Source organism: Paenibacillus mesotrionivorans, from assembly GCF_046098205.1.
Taxonomy (GTDB): domain Bacteria; phylum Bacillota; class Bacilli; order Paenibacillales; family NBRC-103111; genus Paenibacillus_AR; species Paenibacillus_AR mesotrionivorans.
This window is the reverse complement of sequence record NZ_JBJURJ010000004.1, coordinates 15,681-35,768: the sequence shown is the minus strand read 5'-3', so window position 1 is coordinate 35,768 and position 20,088 is coordinate 15,681. Positions and strand designations below refer to the sequence as shown.

Genomic DNA, 20,088 nt, shown 5'->3' with positions numbered 1-20,088 from the left:
AACTCCTTTCGAGCAGCAACAGTGAGATGACCTGATTAGCGCTTCAGTTCCATTCGATACGCTTATCAAATTCGTATCCTCGGTTGCCTACAATTGTTCGTTTGCACTCTCCATCAAACTTGATTAGGAGCGCTTCATAACAGTTCCACTTGTTGACCGTATATCTTTACAATCTCTTTACTATAGCTTGCATCTCTTCAATGAGATCTCTCAGTTGCCCCCCCTTCCGGATTAATCTGACGCGGCGCTTTTCTATTACGATTTTGCCTCAGGGAACGCATTGCTTTCAGCTTTTGGATGCTATCGAAATACTTTTCGAGTTTCACTGCTGACACACTATTAGGTTGAATAACATTGCAATCCAGCAGCATTCTACTGTACGGCTCGATCAACAAAATTTTCTCCAGGTTACTTTTTACAGAGATAACTATCACCATCCATTCTCCTTCAGTCCTCGCCTTTTCAAACCACTGATGTTTTATTGCTGCGTCACAAGAGTAGCGGAGTTCATTAAAAACGATTCCTCTCTCTGTGACTCTACCAATCCCTATTTCATTCATATAATCTCTCTCCTTTCCGTTTATAGTATAGTAATTATCCGTTTTCGGATATTTTATACTTATTGATTTGGTTGCGTTGCCGGAGCGATCGTGATTAATTCATTCCCCTCTTCCCCTTATGTATTTACGGTGTATTTTGTTGATTTGATTAAGAAGGGATTCGGCCACGGCACGAAGAAAATGTAATAATTCGGGATTTTTTTGTGGAGGGACCGGCATGGTGAAGAAATTGGATAAAGTTGAAATTTATGAACGTTGGGGCAGGGAAATCGAGGAAACGAAGGCCTTACGGTTCGCTCCAGCCGATAAGTATAAAAACCTAATCATTATGCTTCAAACCTGCGAAATCATGCTAGCCGATATGGACAAAAGTAAGTTCAAGAATACCGATCAATTACGCATGATTAGCCATTTTGTAATTGCGCACACTTATCAGTTAGGTTGCAGTATTTACCAACTTACTAAAATTGGGTATTGCAATCCCGCGCTAATTATCTGCCGTTCTATGCTTGAATCGCTAATTGACCTTGCGTATTTATGGTTGTGCAAGGATATAAACGGTGACGCAATCGAACGGAACGCTTGGGCAGAATATTACAAGGTTTCACGGTATTCCGTCCATACATACTGGGAAGCGTACAAGAAGCGTCAAACCGCAAAGGGTAAGACCGTTGACGAATTATTTTCCGACGAAACGAAAGAACGTCTTACAAATGACTTTAATGAATACGAACACGATTACCCATATACAACAAGCTCAAGGAATCGCGAATGGACTAAAATTAACGCCATGATAAAACGTGCTCAAGCGCTGGATGATACCGAAAAAATACAACGTGGATTCCCCGAAAAAGAAATTATCGGTTTTCCCGACTTCTCATTTGAAGCAGAATATATAGCCATCTACAAGTACACAAGCGAATACGCCCACGGAGAGAGCGGAGCATTTGAACCGTTATATGAAACCGAGGGAAACGTAGGATCAATAATCATTGGCGTAAGTGACCACGCTAACAACGTGGCCGCTATTGGCCTGGCTGCTAACTACATGCTTATATTTATGTACATATTCGCGCATCTAAACGGGTTTGACCTCATGTTCATTCCCGAGGAACTGGAACGTCAGGGCTTTACAATTCCAATGGTGGAATAAACAGAAACAAAGCGAAACTACGCCAATTAAGCGGATATAGGCCGACTTTTAGCTATGTCCCGACGTGGGTGGAACTAGTTTAGAATCGTAAATTGGAGATATCTGCATAGGAGGGAAGCAAAGGTGGCTAACGTGTTTGGGGATTTGAAGTTACTAAAAAGTGATATGGAAGCAAAAGGATGGGTAATTGACTCGTTTATTTTTAAATACAAAAATGAGGAGTTTATCATATTAGTAAAGTTGTTTGCGGAAAAGGAAAAGAAGCAGAACCCATACGCACTCGTGAAATTAGAATTTTTAAGGCGGATTGACGTGAGCAGCAGCTTGCAAGTGGAAGCCAATTCTAGCGGACTACTTGTTGACGTAAAAACGCTTCGGGAGTATTTTAATATCCAATTCAGTGAAAACCTAAGGGATATACTGCAGCAGTTCAACGAAAATTTCTCGAGGTTTATTCCCGTAGAAGTGATGGATAACAAAGGTAAGGACCAATTGAGTGTAATGGTATCTTCATTAAGCAGAAGTGACTCGGAAAATCCAAATAAAGTGTATTGTTTCAAAGTTAGAAGGAATGGGATTAAATCTAACGGGGAATTAGCCCAAAGAAGTGATTACAACGATAACAAAGCAAGAATCTTACTGCCAGATTTGTATTCAAAATTCAAAGACGATAAGAATATTAGTTTTTGTTTTTCAGGAAATGTAAATGATAAAAAGACCGACGAAGAGATACTAGCAAATTGGGCGAAAACGGGAAATTAAATAGTTTACAATGAATTACGAATAACTTTAGCGACCCTTGGCGGTCGTTTTCTGTATTTTTGTCCCGTGAAAATAAAGTTATAAACTGAGAGAAACGAACACTTATTACTATCAAAAGTTTCTCTCCCACAGTAATCGCAAGTAGATATTATTTCAGCACTCGGAAGCGACATAGAATAACTTGTAACTATCATCTCATATAAAATTCATTTTCATGTCTAATTTCAAAAGGTTTATCGCCTACTTAAAGACAGGAGCGAATTGAATCCCCGTTATTTGGCGTTGCTCAAATTCATTCTTTATACGCTCAGAAACAAGAACACTTCCTAATGCTGCCCTTTAGTTTAGCGCAGACAGAGATCTGTTCGATGGCGTAAGGCAATCGAGTAGGAGGGGGCGCCTAGCCCCCGTCCTCTCACACCACCGTACATGCGGGTCCGCATACGGCGGTTCCAAAAGGTTAACAAAGTTCCAAGTAACGAGTCAGCATACTTCTGAGCCCTTTTGCTTCCCAGTAGGAAGTCGGAAGGGCATTGTTTGTGTTCCGGGACATTTCCCACGGTCCTCTGCGGGAGTTTGCCATCATGAGGCAGGCCCATTCTGGAACCCCTAGTGCTCGAAGCTCGCGGATTCGGGTTCGCACTCGTTTCCATTGCTTCCATAGGCACATGCGCAGCCTTCGGCGAATCCATTGGTCGAACTGTTCGCAATGCTTCTTGGCTGCGGCCAGCTTGTAATAACCTAGCCAGCCAAGGATATAGCGATTTAGCCGCCGGATTCGCTCTTCCATCGGGATCGGCTTTCTCCGCTCCGTTAACTCCCGAATCTTCTCTTTCAATCGAGAGATCGTTTTCGGAGCTAATCGAATTGTTGCCTGCTTGTTCGACAGGAAACTAAACCCCAGGAACTTCCGGTTCCATGGACGGTCTACCGCACTCTTTTCCCGGTTCACTTTCAGTTTCAGCTTTCCCCTCTACAAATCGGACCACCGATTCCATGACCCGTTCCCCTGCGCGTTTGCTCCCCACGAAGATGTTGCAGTCGTCCGCGTAGCGGACGAACTTCAATCCCCTCTTGGTCAGTTCTTTGTCCAAGTCATCCAACAGGATGTTTGCCAAGAGCGGACTCAGTGGACCACCTTGCGGTGTTCCTTCTTCTGTTTTCTGGCATACGCCATCGTCCATCACTCCCGCGTTCAGGTAAGCTCGAATAACCTTCAGGACACGTTTGTCCGTCACTCTTCTTGCAACCCTTGCCATGAGGATGTCGTGGTTTACCCGGTCAAAGAACTTCTCCAAGTCCATATCCACCGTCCATCGCAGGCCGCTTTGGATATAACGTTGGGCTTGTTTTACCGCGTCGTGGGTCCGTTTTCCCGGTCGAAAACCGTAACTGTACCAGGAAAAAGTGGCGTCAAAGATGGGGTTCATCACTTGCAGAAGGGCTTGTTGGAGGAAGCGGTCCATCACGGTCGGAATTCCCAGAAGCCTCACTCCGCCTCCGGGTTTGGGGATTTCCACCCGTCTGACGGGCATGGGTCTGTACGTTTCCGTTTGAAGCTCGGTTTTCACCGTTTCCCAGTGTGCTTTCAGGTAAGCTTGTAGCTCCGCTACCGTTACACGGTCCACCCCGGGGGCTCCTCCGTTCTGTACCACTTGCTTGTAGGCAAGTAGGTTGTCTCCTTCGAGCATTCGCTCCAATACGTCATTCTGGACTTCGCGAGAGGAAAGGTCGACTTGTGCCGGTGAAGAACTCGGCACTCCAGCATACCCTGACGGCTTCACCGCTTCTCTTTGCTGCGAGTTCTCTTGTGAGATATTCGGCTGTTGTTGCTCTTCACGCGAACGCATCGGTTTCCTCTCTCCTTTCGGTTCGGCCCTTCCGTTTTCCGGCGTCCCGTACTTCCGTACTATGGCTTCTGCTGACTCCTGCGGATTCAGCGCGGTCTTTCAACCACGGTTACGAAATGACTTCGCGTATTCCGCAGGCCTCCCCAGATAAGAGCGTCATCTGTCTGCCCGCGGCCACCCAAGTTTACAGCGTCAGCCCTTGGCGGCTTCGGATTTTATCTTGTCTAGGAGACTCATCCGACTAACACTGCCTCGAATTGGGTTCGTGTACCTTGGCCCGTGCATTTGCCTCCGGCTTCCTTCAGATTCCGCCTCGCGACAGACACCCTTGCCTTTGGCTACGGTAGGCGCTCGCCAGCCCCCGTTCGGGACTTTCACCCTAAAGATGACGCCCATGCTGGGCGTACTATGAAAAGGCATGCACTCAATTCTGAATGCATGCCTTATGTTTCATTAAAGTGGGTTCTGATTCGATTAATCCTGGCCCTTGACCATCGTCAATAGACCATTATGCAGTTTGCATCGACATATTGACGCACACAATTTTGTAACGCTTGGTTTAGAATGGAAGCAAATGTTGGAGTAGGATCAATAACAGGATTATTAAAATATTGATCCTGTGTGTACTGGAGCATATCCTTAAACCGATCATACTGATAAGCGAACCCTTTATTTTTCTCGAACCCATTGATATGAGCTTCTTTTCCAATCAACTCCGCAACCTCACGACCCACTTCCTGTGAATTAAATAGATATCTGGTGAGTTCTTCCCTAAATTTCTCCCGATCTGTTTCATCAGGAATATAAGAAGTTGCATCAATTTGGAATCGATTTTTCAACATGTTCAACGTGTAATTTCGAATTTCTTGAACGAATTCCGTTTCGATATGCGCATAGCCATAATCATTGGGTACTACTACATTAGATTTATGTTTCGTTCCAGATTTGCACCACTTTCTAATGCACGCTCTCACCGTGGATGCATACAGTTTTAATCCTTTACAATCGACAACTAAGTTGTTATACAAGCTGCTGATATTTGATTTAGATACTTGACTCAAATCTACCTGAATACAACGTTCGATCCCTTCAGTTACCTTCGGTTTTGATCCATGCTTCGCTTGTTCATTCAACAGGTCATTCAGAAGCCGATTCAGTGCCTCTGGATAGACGAAATCTTTAGCTTCTAAGAAATCCTCCATTTTATTATCTGGGTCAGTCAGAATGGCCGCGCGATAGACCCCCATTAATTTGGGTTTTTTCTTAGCTTGATTCGATTCCAAACTTGCTCGTAACATTTCAATCATTTCTTCCTGATCAGCTAGTGCAGTTTTAAATTTTTGTTCCCAGTCCACCGTTTCTTGACCCCTATCAAATTTGCTTGCTCCACGTCTTTGCTGACTGTACGTTTTGAGGTACTCATCCCAGTGGGTGTACAAAAGGTATATTTCAATCTCGCGGTTCGTCTCCTGAAGCATCATACGAATCGCTTCGTACCCATCCTTTACCGTGTCTGTAATGTGCGAATTTATGACAATGACAAGTTTATTGCTGTGATATTGCGATAGCATATCAATAATCCGTTCAGATTCTTCCTTTGATTTCACCCCTGTCGCATGGAAGAGGCCTTGTGTGTCAATAAGACGTAAGCATCTGATATTCTGTCCGTTATATTCTACAACCGTCAATAGTTGACGGTTTGACCCTTGAAAGAGGCCTTCAGCTCCTCTAAAAATCAAAGAGAACTCAGATATGAGATATTCCTTGGAGCCATCTTCACTTTGTAATAGCGTTTTAACGAGTTTGTTGTCTTTATTCGATTGATTTAACACAATTATGAACTCTTCGCCATCTGCCTCAAAGTCTGCTCCACTTTGTACAAGATCATCCCGTAGCTCTTTCACATCTTGGTTTATAATCTCCACTATCAAATTCCAAAAAGCCTCAATAAGATATGAAAGACTCGGTTTACTTGAAATGAGTTCAATAAAAATCCGAATCCCCTGCTGGCCCTTTTTGGGGGTTTTTGCAATCATTTCATTATAAACGTTCATGACTTCATCAATAGGAAACTGATTTAACAAATTGAGCACTTGGTTGATATGTTGCTCCGTAATTCCTTTGATTTTATAACCAAGCGAGTCATTAGACGGATGTTGCAACGTGTTTTGAAGCGTTTTTTGAATCTTATTTTTAAATCCTTCAGGGTCCTGCTGTTTTGAAAAATCTTTGGCTGCAGAATATAGAATACTCCCTAACAGTTCGTTGTCATCACTGCAATCAGAAATTTTCTGTAGACCCAGCTTCGCACTTACTATTAGACTATCTTCCGGAATCGCGATACAATCAGTGCCGATTAATTCGACCTCAGATGTTCCTCCTTTTCCATTGGCCTCACGTAAACTTAGAAATTCTTGAACCCCCTCATTCTTCGCACATGCGGACATTCCTGTAGTCTTGCCACTCTTGGTCGTTCCCGTGAAAACAACGGGATCCCCCTTCCCTTTTACTGCCTTGACCGCTTTCTTGACGTTCATTTCTACCATGTGCATTCTCTCCTCTTTAATCGGATTAAATTGCACATAAAAAACTCTTCTGATTCATCAGAAGAGTGAGTCCATGTCAAATATTGAAATAGCGAGGAACCATCGTAATCGATGTACCTTGCATATTTTCACCATTTTGAACACATCTCAATTCTGACGCATCATACACTGCCCAACATCTATGAGCAATGCTGCAGAGAATTTATGTACTTATTACATTGTGGCTAAAAAAATTTCCAATGTCAAGTGCGCTTTTTCATCTTTGTTCGTTAAGGCCAATTGTTGCTCTTTACTTGTAGTTAAAGATAACTGCCTGTTAGTTAATGCTGCGGCGTCAGTATAATATTATTTTTTATATTCTAATACTTTATTATTTCTGCACAAAATAATATCTCAGTATAGTAGGATGACCCTGTATATTAAAGCTTCACTTGTTACTATATGGCTCTGACCGACTCATATACCGTCCATATTACTGTCCCTCATCGAATAGCCAGTTCAAATCAATATTAAATCTTTTTCTTAATTCGTAAAGGGTTTCTGCCGATGGTCTTGTTTTCCCCTGCTCGATTTCACTCAATCTTCCCTGAGAAATCCCGATTGTCTCTGCAAAATCGTTCTGGTTTAAATTTAGTTGTTTTCGAAGGATTCTAATTTTCGCTCCTATTTTATTCATCCTGATGCCTCCACTCAAACAAAAGTAGAGCCGTCCTCACCTTTAGGACGGCCCTTGATGCCTTACAGTGGTTCCACAGTTTTTTTACTGGTTCCATACTTTTTTAACTAGTTCCATAGTTTTTTTACTGGTTCCACACTTTTTTATCATCTGACAGCTCGGCTCTATTTGTATTATTCCTTACTCCACCGTAACGCTCTTCGCCAGGTTACGCGGCTTATCTACATCGTGGCCCAGGGCCAGGGAGGCGTAGTAGGCCAGCAGCTGCAGCGGCACTACAGAGAGGGCCGGGGTCAGCAGGCTGACGGTGCGCGGGATGCTGAATACTTGATCCACAGCCTTGGGCAGCTCCTCGTGGCCTTCTTGGCCGAGGCCCAGGACGTGAGCGCCGCGGGCTTTGACTTCCTTGACGTTGCTGACGGTTTTTTCGAAGAGATCCTCCTGCACCGCCAAGGCGATGACTGGAACGCCTTCTTCGATCAAGGCCAGGGTGCCGTGCTTCAGCTCACCGGCCGGATAGGCTTCGGAGTGGATGTAGGAAATTTCCTTCAGCTTCAGGGAGCCTTCTAGGGCAACGGCATAATCCACGCCGCGGCCTATGAAGAACAGGTCCTTGTGCTTGGCGATTTCCTCGGCATACGCCTTGATTTCGTCGCCCCGGGCCAGGATGCTTTCCACCTGCTCCGGCAGCTGCTTCATGGCAGTGATGGTTTCGGTAATCGCTTCTGTTGTTTGAGTGCCCAGGGTTTGCGCCAGGAACAGGGAGAACAGGGAGAAAGCGATCAACTGGGACGTATATGCCTTGGTGGAAGCCACGGCGATTTCCGGGCCCGCCCAGGTTACGATTACGCTGTCCGCTTCACGGGCTACCGAGCTGCCTACCACGTTAGTGATGGCCAGAACATGGGCACCGTTGCGTTTGGCTTCGCGCAGAGCGGCCAGAGTGTCGGCGGTTTCGCCGGACTGGCTCACCACGATTACCAGGGTATCCTTGGTGATAATCGGGCTGCGGTAGCGGTATTCGGAGGCCACATCGGTTTCCACCGGGATACGGGCCAATTGTTCAATCATATTTTTGCCGACGAGACCTGCATGATAAGCGGTGCCGCAGGCCACGATATGAATCCGGCTGATACCCTTGATTTGCTCGGCAGTCAGCTTCAATTCAGGCAGCTGGACGGCAGTACCCTCGTCGTTCAGACGTGCTCCCATTGTGTCACGGTAAGCCTTCGGCTGCTCATGAATTTCCTTCAGCATGAAGTGATCAAATCCGGCTTTTTCAGCAGTAGTAATATCCCAATCGACATGGAATAATTCCCGGGAAATAAAGTTCCCCTCGATTGTCATCAATTCGACGCCGTCTTTTGTCAAAAGAGCCATTTCGCCGTCGTTCAAAATGTATACGTTCCGTGTGTGCTCCAGGATCGCCGGAATGTCGGAGCCGATGAAGTTTTCCCCTTCGCCTACACCGATAATCAGCGGGCTGGCCAGACGTACAGCCACCAGCTTCTCCGGTTCATATTCGGTCAATACTCCCAGGGCAAAAGCGCCGCGCATACGGGAAACGGCCTTTTGTACAGCCTTCACGATGTCCCCTTCATAAACGGAAGCGATCAGATGGGCAATGACCTCTGTATCGGTTTCGGAGACAAAGTTAGCGCCGCCTGCGATCAGCTCATCCTTCAATGTCATGTAGTTTTCGATGATGCCGTTATGCACCACAGAAAACTTAAGGGCGTTGTCTGTATGAGGGTGGGAGTTCACATCGGAGGGTTTACCGTGGGTTGCCCAGCGGGTGTGCCCGATGCCGATGGAGCCATGCAGCGGCTTCTCATCCAATGCGGATTCCAGAACCGCCAGACGGCCTTTGGTTTTGCGGACCTCGAGCCCGTTTTGGGTGAATACCGCTACCCCCGCGGAGTCATAACCCCGGTACTCCAGCTTCTTCAAACCCTCGATCAAAATATCCTTGGAATCCCGTTTACCCACATAACCTACAATACCGCACATATATAATTCCTCCATTTGTTTTAAGTTTTCATAAGAGCAGAACTGAACAGACCTTCCGGATGTCCTTTTTTTCGAGAAAAAAGGCATGGAGGCTTTCCTATAAGCCAAATCAGGCCAAGCAGACAGACTTATAGCGTCATTTCCCATTCCCGTTTTTAACAATGTGAAACCAGGGTCCCCATATAGAAATTTTTCAAAGATGGGGGCTCATCAAACTAGGCAACGCTATATAGCACATCCGTATCCACACGGACGGCAAGTTCAATATTCATCAAGCATCCTGCTGGAATCTTGTGCGGCCGGTTGCCCGCGCCGATTTGCCTTCCAGCTTAACGGCCTGGATGTGTACTTTCTTCAGACCGGAAGGTCCCCGCCGAAAAATCCGAACACCTTCACCTCGTCAGCTTGCGCCGGTTCAAGACAGCTCAACATCGTACATCCGCCTTATCAAATCTGACCTGCCGCGGCACCACAGCCGCCGGCTCCCGGCCGGACTTGCATTCCTTCAAGGCAAACTGCTCCGATACTGTCCTCACCGCGCCCCAAGCTCTGGCGCTTTGTCCTGCAATAACCCCAACCCTCGCTTTCCTGCTGAAATGACATATCATCATCTTATTCATTTTCATACCCGGTTGCAACAACTATTTATTCTTGCAAGGCCTTTCAGCCTGGCCTAAATTTCGGCAGCTATGGGAAACCGCCGCACCAAGGCGGCGGTTCACTGCAGCTTTCCTATATAAGATTAGCCCAGCTCCCGCTGTACAACCTCGACAATCTGGTTCACGTAGGCTTCCACCTGATGCTTCTCCGGCCCCTCCGCCATCACGCGGATGAGGGATTCGGTGCCCGACGGACGAACCAGCACCCGGCCGTTGTCCCCCAGCTCCCGCTCCACAGCGGCAACCGCTTCGTCGATGGCGGTGTTACCCTTGTACTTGCTCTTGTCCGCCACCCGCACATTCACCAGCACCTGCGGGAATTTGCGCATGGATGCCTTCAGCTCGGACAGCTTCTTGCCGGATTTCACCAGGGTATCCACCAGCTGCAGAGCAGTCAGAATGCCGTCTCCGGTGGTGTTGTAATCCAGGAAAATCACATGCCCGGACTGCTCGCCTCCCAGGTTGTAGCCGCCGCGGCGCATTTCCTCCATGACATAACGGTCGCCTACCGCGGTTTGCACCGCATTCAGCCCCAGCTTCTCCATTCCCTTGAAGAAACCGATATTGGCCATTACTGTCGTAACCACCGTGCTGTGGTTCAGCCGTCCATCCTTGTTCATGGCATCGCCGCAGATCGTGAGGATATAGTCCCCATCCACCTCTTGGCCTTGATCGTCGATGGCGATCAGGCGGTCGGCGTCCCCGTCGAAGGACAGCCCCAGATCCGCTCCGTGGCGGCGAACCTCCTCCACCAGTGCTTCCGGGTGAGTGGAGCCGCAGCCGTCGTTGATGTTCAGGCCATTGGGCGTGGCACCTGTGGCAATTACCTCTGCACCCAGCTCGCGGAACACCCGGGGAGCCAGCTCATACGCAGCTCCGTTGGCGCAGTCCAATACGACTTTGAGGCCCGCGAAGGAGGAGGTTACCGTTTCCTTCAGGAATTCCAGGTAAGCCAGCTTGGCTTCCGGCTCCTCTGTGACGGTGCCCAGGTCAGCACCGATGGGACGGGGCAGCTCATCCTTTTCCGCATCCATCAAAGCTTCAATTTCCAGCTCGGTATCGTCCAGCAGCTTGTAGCCGTCGCCGCCGAAGAACTTGATACCGTTATCCTCTACCGGGTTATGGGAGGCGGAGATCATAACACCCGCATCCGCTCCCAGCTTCCGGGTCATATATGCAACGCAGGGGGTGGAAACCACACCCAGCCGGATGACATTGGCGCCAATGGACAGCAAACCCGCCGTCAGAGCAGCCTCCAGCATCAGCCCGGACACCCGCGTGTCCAATCCGATCACAATTTTGGGATGCCGGGTTTGTCTGGTTAACACATAACCGCCGCAGCGGCCGATCTTAAAGGCAAGCTCCGGTGTCAATTCCTGATTGGCAATGCCGCGTACTCCATCGGTGCCGAAATATTTCCCCATTTGAATTCTTCTCTCCTTTATGTGTCTGCAACTTGCAGGTAAGCCCAGATGTCATTACGTTATGCTGCCGGTGGGCGGCTGGTGACCGCTGCCCCCATTCTGCGCCCGGGCAAGCGCCGTCAGAGCTCTTATGGCGAGGCCGACGCAGCCCCAGCTGCGTGCGGAGACGCAGTGGCCGACGGTGAGACCGCTGGCGAAGGCTGAACGGAGGCCGAAGCCGGAACATCCGTCGGCGGCGCCGTGGTTTGAACAGGAGTTGGAGAAGGTGTCGGCGTAGGTGCCGGAGAGGTCTCCGGTCTTGCCTTGGCCGTTACCTCCACCGCCGCCTTATTGCCGTCCAGCCGCTTCACGAATTGCGGCAGGCTGACGTTGATGGGCAGCTCATAGCTGCCGGCGCTTAGATTGCCCACATTGGCCTGCGCCGTCACATCCTGCGGCCGCAGGCGGTCGATGATGGCAGGCGCCCCTTCCACGGTGATGCTCACCAGCCCGCTGGCCGGAGCGGTCAACCGGACGTCCACATTGGCGGGCGGCGTGGTCAAGGTAAGCGGGATGCCCTCCAGGGTTTTCGTTACGGAGGGAACCACCGTCACCTTCACCTCCAGCTTGGCAGGCTCCACCTTAAGCGACTTGTTCTTTACAGGGATCTCCAGGGAGAACACCTTATCTTCCCGGAGGCCGTTCAGGTCGATTTCCACACCGTCGTAAAACTCCATTTTATCTAGAATATCCTGAGTTCCGTACACATTCACCTGCTCCACACTCTGCGCGATGGCAGATACGGCATAGCCCGATGCAGGCTGGCCGGTCCACTTGATCTGCAGGGGCATGGCCTTCACCGGCAGGGTAATCGGCACCTCTACCTCCAGAACCGGCGGGCTGATGGTGCCCTTCACCTCATTGCCGGCTTTATCATAGGCGGTGAGCTTCACCTTTTTGATTACGTTCTGGTTGGCTCCGTCAATGCTGATAGTGGCTCTGGCGGATTCTGCACTTTCGATCTTGCTGGCCGGCCCGGAGATATAGACCCGGCTGGGGTTCATAACAGGCGTTCCGGCCCGGAAGCCTGCGGCAGGCTGACCGCTCAGGTCAATCTGCACGGGAACCTCCTTCATCTTCTTTTCTTCCATAACTACCTTGACCTTGTTGGGCACAATCTCCAAAGTGACGCCCCTCAACAGCTCGGATTCCGTGGTCACCGGAAGCTCGTAGGTGCCTGCCGTCAGCTTGCTCAGATCCGTCACCAGCTTGAAATTGCCGGGGTTCATTTGCTTGATCTTGGCGGCGTCCCCCTTCATGGTGACGGTTACCTCGGCAGGCTCAATGGAAACAATGCTGTACTGCGCCTCGTCATAGAGAGCCTGTACCATCACATTGGTTACGGTGTTCTTGGAATCCGTGGCCGATACCGACGTATTGGACTGCACATCCAGATGGACCACCACCCACAGAAGTACGCCGATACAAAGCGCGAGAATCCGGACAAAGTTGGTATTGCTTAACCATTTATCCAATGGGGCCACCGCCTTTCCGCTTCCAGAAGGGAGTTTTCTCCCCGGGCTGGCTCTTGGGGGGCCGGAGCTCCGCATACAGCTTGGAAATCAGCGACTCCTCCCCGATATCCCGTACGATCTGGCCGTTCAGCGCCAAGGAAATCTGTCCCGTCTCCTCGGAGACAATTACGGAGATCCCGTCGGACACCTCGCTCAGTCCTATTCCCGCCCGGTGCCGGGTCCCCAATTCCTTGCTGATAAACGGATTCTCGGACAAGGGCAGGTAGCAGCCTGCGGCCATAATCTGGTTCTGGCGGATAATTACCGCCCCGTCATGCAGCGGGGTATTGGGAATGAAGATATTAATCAACAGCTCGGAGGAAATGTCGGATCGCAGAGGAATGCCGGACTCAATATAATCCGTCAGGCCTGTCTCCCGTTCGAAGACGATAAGAGCTCCGATTTTGCGCTTGGATAAGTGGTTTACTGTTTTGACGATTTCACCGATTCTTTGGTTCACTGCATGCTCCTCGTCAGAGGCAGTGCGGCTGAACAGCTTCCCGCGTCCCAGCTGCTCCAATGCACGCCTGAGCTCCGGCTGGAAGATGATGATCAGGGCCATCACCCCATAGGTGAACATCTGGTTCATCAGCCATTGCAGCGTATTCAAATTAAACAGAAAGCTCAGGGCCCACGCCAGCACCACCACAAAAATCCCCTGCAGCAGCTGGATGGCCCGTGTGCCGCGGAGGACCAGAATTAATTTATAGATCACATAACTGACGATCAGTATGTCGATGATTTCCTTGATTGATCCCCTAAAGGTGAGATCGCTGAATATGTCCATATATTTGGCATCCCCCGAGGTCCTTATCTCTTTGACAAAACGGGCCTTTAGCCCTCATTTCATCATAACAAATTTTCAAACAAAAAACCTCCCCTTCATAAAAATCTAAGGGAAGGTTAATCATTTTCTTTACGTCTTCACGGGGTCACCCAAGAGAAAACCTCATTTACCTTGTACCAAATCCACTCCAGCGTCTCGTCCACTGAATTCACATGACCGGAAATATAAGCGGTGGAGGCCAGATTGTAGCTTCCGTCGATCACCGTTACATTCCCATCCACACTGCCGTCCACCTGAACTTTTCCCCGCTTCACCGTCAAATCGCCCTGGACAGTGTGCCCTTGGGGGATGATGACGGTATCTCCTTGAATGACTACCTGATCCAGACTGGGGCCTTTAACCACCATGTCCTTATCCTGATCCCACAGCGACAGGAAGCTTGTAGCCATCACCAGCAAAAAAACCGAAGCCACCGACAAAGCCGGATGTGTGCGGAGCCACTTGAGCCAGCTCTCGCGCCGCTTCTTCTTCACTGGGATATTGCCCATAATCCGGGCTGTCAGATCGGAGGGAACCGGTGTCTTGGGCAACAAACGGATACAGGCCTCCGTTTGCTCCATCTGCTTGAACAGCTTGTTGCAGTCCGGACAGATCAGAAGATGCTTCTTCAGCTCCACCGCGTCTGCCCCTTCAAGATCTCCGTCCAGGTATTCATGTATCAGAGGAAGGGCATCGGAACATTGCATCGTTAAGCCTCCCCTTTCCATAACTCGTCTGGTTGACAATGTATCATACGTATCGGCGATTGGGTTGGTTTCATTTTTAAATGCCGCCTCCGAATTCAGGCTCAAGCTTTTTTCGCAGGAATTCCCTCCCCCGGTGGACCCGGGTTTTGACTGTAGTGACGGGCATACCCAGCACATCCCCGATTTCTTGAAGGGACATGTCGTGAAGATAACGCAGAATCACCACGGACTTATATTTTTCAGGAAGGGTTTCGATGGCGCCGCGGATCTGGTCCTGTGTTTCCGAAAGCACAACCTCCTCCTCGGGAGTGTCCTGGTCGCTCTTCAACAGCGAATACCAGTCCGTTCCGTCCCCCTCCGGCATCTCCGCGTCCAGCGAATAAGTCGGTTTGCGCTTACGCAGACGGTCGATGCAGAGATTGGTGCCAATCCGGTAGATCCAGGTGGAAAATTTCTGGTTCTCATCATAGCGGTCCAGATTCATGTAGACCCGCAGGAAAGTATCCTGCGTTACATCCTCCGCTTCCATGGAGTTGCTCAGCATCCGGTAGCCGAGATGATAGATTTTGTCTTTATACATCTCCACCAGCTCTTCAAAAGCCTGTCTGTCCCCATTGCGCGCCAGCCTCACCAGCCGCGCCTCTACGTAGTTCACAAAAACTCCTCCACCCGGCTATACCCGAAATCCCCGTCTCTCCAGTTATGACAAGGATTTCGCGCCGCCTTCTGTATGTTTAAGCTCGGACAGGGCAATCCCTGCCAGTATGAGCCCCATGCCCAGCCACTGTATGCCGGTAATACTTTCGCCCAAAAGCAAGTATGCTCCAATAAGTGCAACCGGCAGCTCCATGGCCCCCGCCATCGCCGCAAGCGATGCTCCCGTGCGGGGGATGCCAATGAGAAACGCCACTGTGGGAATCACCTGTCCCAGAAGGCCCAGACCCAGACCCCACACGATAAGGGAGCCTGTATCAGGGGCTCCGCCAACCAGGAAAACCGGCGGATAGAACAAATAGATCACGATAAGTCCGGCAGTCAGCATCCAAGCCGATTTCAAAAAAGGATGCTGGTCCGATTCCACCCGTCCCGCCAGAAACAAGAACAGGCTGTAGGTGAAGCCCGAGGCCAGACCAAAAAGAATCCCGCTCACGCTGAACCGTGACAAATCCGCCGACAACAGGTTCACGGACAGGATGGTGCCGGCCATCACCACGGCAATTGCGCCGCCCTGGTAGCGGGTCGGCCACTTCCGTTCAGCAATACATTCCATTACGATGGTAATCCAAGTAAACTGAAATAGCAATACAATTGCCAAAGAAGCGTCCAATTCCGACAATGTTCGATTATAAAAAATAGTAGTAAGGGACAAGCCGCTCATACCGATGAGCGCCTGTTTGATCCACGGGCCGGTAAACGAGCTCTTACGTGCCGCCGGCGTCACCAGGACCAGCAGCCACATAATAAGCGCTCCCATGGTAACCTGGGCCGAGGTGACATTTCCCTCGCTGATACCATCCGCAAAAGCCAGCTTAATCACCGGCGAAAGCAAACCATAGCTGGAGGCTCCGATCACAATACAGAGAATTGCCACCCATTTATACGAAAACATCGTTTTCATGCGATTGACGTGCTCCTTCATATTAAATGTAACCTACGCTGCTCAGTAACAGAACTCATAAGCGCACAGCTGCCACCGAAACAGCCCTCTCCCGATTTTAACGGAACTCAGCGACTCTTAGCCCCCCAAAACCGCCGCTTCTCAATTTTAACGGAACTCAGAAGCTCTTAGAAGGCTAATATTGCCTGTAAATGACGCTTTTAGCGGTGTAAGAGTGCTGAGTTCCGTTACAGCTGGAAATCCCCATTTTTTACGTTCTAAGGTCCTCCTGGTTCCGTTACGAAACCAAATCCTCTGCCTTCGCTCCCACGCCGTTCCCCGCCTTCAGACAAAAAACCGGGGCCCTATAAGGTATATGATCCTTAAGGTCCCCGATTTACAACTTCCTATTAGTTATGACACTCGTTTATGGCATCAGCCCGTATTCCGCAGCCCTGCAGCAATGCCGTTGATGGTCAGCAGCACCTCTCGGATCAGCCGCTCGTCATCTGCGCCGCGTTCCCGGCAATCCCGGAGCTCCGTCAGAAGCAGCACCTGCATATAGCTCATGGGATCCACATACGGATTGCGGAGCTTGATGGACTCTTGGAGAATCGGCACATTATCGAGAATTTCCTTCTGGCCGGTAATCATCAGAATCAGCTCGGAGGTCAGCTTGAACTCGTCGCTGATCTCCTGAAAGATCCGGTCGGCAATCGACCGGTCCTTCACCATCTTGCCGTACTCCCGGGCGATGTTCAAATCCGCCTTGGCCAAGGCCATCTGAAGGTTGTCGATAGCGGTCCGGAAGAAGGACCACTTGGCATACATTTTCTGCAGCTGCTTCATGTTCTCGGCCTTGCCCTTGTAGTAGCTGTTCAGGCCGCTGCCCGCCGCATACCATGCAGGGAACAGGTAACGGCTTTGGGTCCAGGCGAACACCCAGGGAATCGCCCGCAGGTCCTCGAACCGGTCGCTGTTTTTGCGCTTCGACGGGCGGGAGCCGATATTCAGCTCGCCCACCTCGGGCAGGGGCGTGGACTCCCGGAAGAACGCCATGAAGTCCGGATCCCCGAAGACCAGCTCCTGATACTTCTTCAGGGAGGCATCGGAAATTTGCTTCATAATCGTTTCGTACTTGTATTCGTGAATGTCGCTTTGGGGGTGACGGGACATCACTGCAGCCGTCAAAAGCGCCCAGGTGGCCTGCTCCAGGCTCCGGTAGGCAATCCCCTTCATGGAGTACCGCTGGGAGAGCACCTCGCCCTGCTCGGTAATCTTAATGCCTCCTCCGATGGTTTCGGGAGGCTGGGCCAGAATGCTGCGGTTGAGCGGCATACCGCCGCGTCCCAAGGCTCCGCCCCGGCCATGGAAAAACTTCAGCTTCACAGAGAAGGCACGGGCCATCTCGGTCAGATCCTTCAAGGCCAAACGAAGCTCCCAGTTGGCTGTGAGAGCGCCGCCGTCCTTGTTGCTGTCGGAGTAACCCAGCATAATCTCCTGCTGGTTGTTGGTGCTGGCTACCGCATCGCGGTAAGCGGGAATGGCAAACAATGTAGCCATAATGGACGGTGCGTCGTGCAGATCGTCGATGGTTTCGAACAGGGGCACCGGCTGCAGGGTACAAATCAGATTGCCTTCCTTATCCCTGCGGTACAGACCAACCTCCTTGCTGAATACCATCACCTCCAGCAGGTCGCTGGCGCTTTGGGTCATGCTGATCAGGTAGCTCTTGATGCAATTGACGCCAAATTCCTTCTGGGCCGCCTGGACGGTACGATAGACATTCAGGCACTCCGTAGTGGATTCGGAATATTCGAAGTAAGGGGAGGTAACAGGGCGCGGGTCGTTCAGCACCTCTGTCAGGAGGGTGACCTTCTCGTCCTCGGGCAAATCCCCGTAATGATCGGTTAATCCGATGATTCTGAAAATTTCGGAGATGGCATTCTCATGCTCCTTGCTGTGCTGGCGGATGTCCAGCGTGCTCATATGGAAGCCGAACAGCTCCACCTGCCGGATGAGCTTGCGGATGAACCGGTCGGCAATCTGTCCCGCATAATGGCTGCGCAGGCTGCGGTCCACGATCCGCAGGTCGCTGATGAATTCATCGGGAGACCAATAACGGGCGGAAGGGTTATGAAAATGGGGGTTCCCCGTGTTCTGCACCTTTTCCAGCATGTAGGTCAGCTTGACCCGGTAAGGCTCCTTCTCGTTTCTCCAGGCATCCTCAATGTCCAGATCCATACAATCCCGCTCGTCCTCGATGGACTTCAAAAGCTCATCGGTCACCTGGACAATGCTGGTGCTGAAGCTCATATAGTTCAGAGCTTCCCGGAGGGACTCCTCATACTTCTGAAGGGCCAGCCCCCTGTGCATGCCCAGGGCCTCGAAGGTCACATTGGAGGTAACCGAAGGATTGCCGTCCCGGTCACCGCCGATCCAGGAGCCGAACCGGAGGAAGGTCGGAACATGCCAGGATTGGTCGGGATAATATTTCTCCAAACACCGTTCCAATTCCGCATATACCTCCGGCAGCACGTCACAGAGAGTTTCGTCAAAATAATACAGGCCATTGCGCACTTCGTCGAGTACCGTAGGCTTCCGGTCGCGGAGCTCATCGGTTTGCCACAGCGCCAGAATCTCTCCGTGGAGACAGCTGCGCAGCTGCTCCCGTTCCCGGTAGGTGAGCATCGGATTATCCAGCTCCATCATCTGGTCGGCAATCCGGTGGTGGATGTCCAGCACAGCCTTGCGGGTCGCTTCCGTGGGATGCGCCGTCATCACCAGCTCAAGGGAGATGCCCTCGAGAATATCCTGAATCTCCTCCGCGGTAATATCCCGAATCTGCAGCTCCTTGATGATGCTCTCAATGGAGCCGGGCTGGATGGTTTCTCCGGCAGTGCGGTCATAGTCGCGTTTCCGGCGGATGCGGTGGTTCTGCTCGGCAATGTTCACCAGCTGGAAATATATGGCGAACGCCCGGATTACCTGATGCCGGATCACTGGGCTTAAGCTGTGAATCGTCGACATGTACTCCTTATAAATATCCGAGTCAGAAGCAAGCCGCATGGATTTGCTCATTTCCCTGATTTTCTCCACTACATTCAACAATTCCTCGCCGCCTTGGCCTACCAATACCTCACCCAGTATATTCGCCAGAAAGCGGATGTCCCGCCGCAGCAGATTATTGCTGGTTCCCTTGGCAGCCAATATGTATTCCGACATGCTCCTCACCCCGTTAGCCTAAATGGTTCTGCGCCGTTCCGCATTAATCAGTCTTTATCAGACTCAAAACTTAGATTAGTTTATTTTATCACAGCTGATCCGAATAAATATAGAGGGAATACGATAAAAAATTCGGATCTTTCAAACAAATCACCAATCCCGCCGCCTGCAAAAATTGCTTTTCATACAAAAATAGCATGCGCGATTCCGTCTGTCAAAATGATTTTTGTTTTTTAGGGATGGAAATTTGTCCCCTGGTAGTAGTCATATGTGAATTGGACGGCAGGATGGCTGCAGGCTGCTCGTCGTCACATCGACTTTTCTGGGGTTCACTCGTATGGTTGACCGAGGTCCGCCCCTCCCAGCTCTGCAGCCGGGATTTATACGAAAGTGCCGCGTCTGCCCGGTATTTTCGTTGATGGTGATGGTCCCGCTGGACCATAGGTGATTCTAACGGACCGACAATCCCTTATTTGGGCAAAATCCTTCTTTCCCTGGCTTTTGCGGACAGGGGGGACGCTATGTGCTTTGGTAAACCTT

The 20,088-nt window shown here is 50.3% G+C and carries 13 protein-coding genes and 1 pseudogene; 2 read left to right on the top strand and 12 right to left on the bottom strand.

Features of this window, described 5'->3' with window-relative positions:
* Positions 1–197 precede the first annotated feature (197 nt).
* Positions 198–560 (bottom strand): hypothetical protein, encoded by a 363-nt coding sequence (locus ACI1P1_RS06865; protein ID WP_416215623.1) that lies wholly within the window; start codon positions 558–560, stop codon positions 198–200.
* A gap of 217 nt (positions 561–777) precedes the next feature.
* Here ACI1P1_RS06865 and ACI1P1_RS06860 point away from each other — a divergent pair, with 217 nt between their 5' ends.
* On the top strand, positions 778–1,713 hold the full coding sequence (locus tag ACI1P1_RS06860) for a DUF5677 domain-containing protein (protein ID WP_416215622.1): 936 nt from the start codon (positions 778–780) through the stop codon (positions 1,711–1,713).
* Positions 1,714–1,836: 123 nt separating this feature from the next.
* The gene (locus ACI1P1_RS06855) at positions 1,837–2,475 is read left to right on the top strand and encodes a DUF6037 family protein (protein ID WP_416215621.1); all 639 of its coding nucleotides are present in this window, start codon (positions 1,837–1,839) and stop codon (positions 2,473–2,475) included.
* 460 nt (positions 2,476–2,935) lie between these two features.
* Here the strand turns inward: ACI1P1_RS06855 and ltrA are convergent.
* From ltrA to ppc, 11 genes and pseudogenes are all read right to left on the bottom strand, one after another.
* Positions 2,936–4,325: pseudogene (ltrA, locus tag ACI1P1_RS06850) on the bottom strand (group II intron reverse transcriptase/maturase).
* A 497-nt stretch (positions 4,326–4,822) separates the two neighbouring features.
* Positions 4,823–6,871 (bottom strand): hypothetical protein, encoded by a 2,049-nt coding sequence (locus ACI1P1_RS06845; protein WP_416215620.1) that lies wholly within the window; start codon positions 6,869–6,871, stop codon positions 4,823–4,825.
* Positions 6,872–7,343: 472 nt separating this feature from the next.
* Positions 7,344–7,547, bottom strand: coding sequence for a helix-turn-helix domain-containing protein (locus ACI1P1_RS06840; protein WP_416215619.1), 204 nt, complete (start codon positions 7,545–7,547; stop codon positions 7,344–7,346).
* Positions 7,548–7,727: 180 nt separating this feature from the next.
* A complete protein-coding gene (gene glmS / locus ACI1P1_RS06835; RefSeq protein WP_416215618.1) occupies positions 7,728–9,557 on the bottom strand; it encodes a glutamine--fructose-6-phosphate transaminase (isomerizing) in 1,830 nt (609 codons plus the stop codon).
* Positions 9,558–10,299: 742 nt separating this feature from the next.
* Positions 10,300–11,640 (bottom strand): phosphoglucosamine mutase, encoded by a 1,341-nt coding sequence (gene glmM / locus ACI1P1_RS06830; RefSeq protein ID WP_416215617.1) that lies wholly within the window; start codon positions 11,638–11,640, stop codon positions 10,300–10,302.
* A gap of 128 nt (positions 11,641–11,768) precedes the next feature.
* Positions 11,769–13,154 (bottom strand): CdaR family protein, encoded by a 1,386-nt coding sequence (locus tag ACI1P1_RS06825; protein WP_416215616.1) that lies wholly within the window; start codon positions 13,152–13,154, stop codon positions 11,769–11,771.
* Positions 13,147–13,980, bottom strand: coding sequence for a diadenylate cyclase CdaA (gene cdaA / locus ACI1P1_RS06820; RefSeq protein ID WP_416215615.1), 834 nt, complete (start codon positions 13,978–13,980; stop codon positions 13,147–13,149). Before cdaA ends, ACI1P1_RS06825 begins: the two co-directional genes overlap by 8 nt.
* Positions 13,981–14,117: 137 nt before the next feature.
* On the bottom strand, positions 14,118–14,726 hold the full coding sequence (locus ACI1P1_RS06815) for a zf-HC2 domain-containing protein (protein WP_416215614.1): 609 nt from the start codon (positions 14,724–14,726) through the stop codon (positions 14,118–14,120).
* 76 nt (positions 14,727–14,802) lie between these two features.
* Complete coding sequence (sigW, locus tag ACI1P1_RS06810; RefSeq protein WP_416215613.1) at positions 14,803–15,381, bottom strand: RNA polymerase sigma factor SigW; 579 nt, start codon at positions 15,379–15,381, stop codon at positions 14,803–14,805.
* A gap of 45 nt (positions 15,382–15,426) precedes the next feature.
* Positions 15,427–16,344, bottom strand: a complete 918-nt coding sequence (locus tag ACI1P1_RS06805) for a DMT family transporter (protein ID WP_416215612.1) — start codon at positions 16,342–16,344, stop codon at positions 15,427–15,429.
* Positions 16,345–16,758: 414 nt separating this feature from the next.
* A complete protein-coding gene (gene ppc, locus ACI1P1_RS06800) occupies positions 16,759–19,548 on the bottom strand; it encodes a phosphoenolpyruvate carboxylase (RefSeq protein WP_416215611.1) in 2,790 nt (929 codons plus the stop codon).
* Positions 19,549–20,088: the final 540 nt, after the last annotated feature.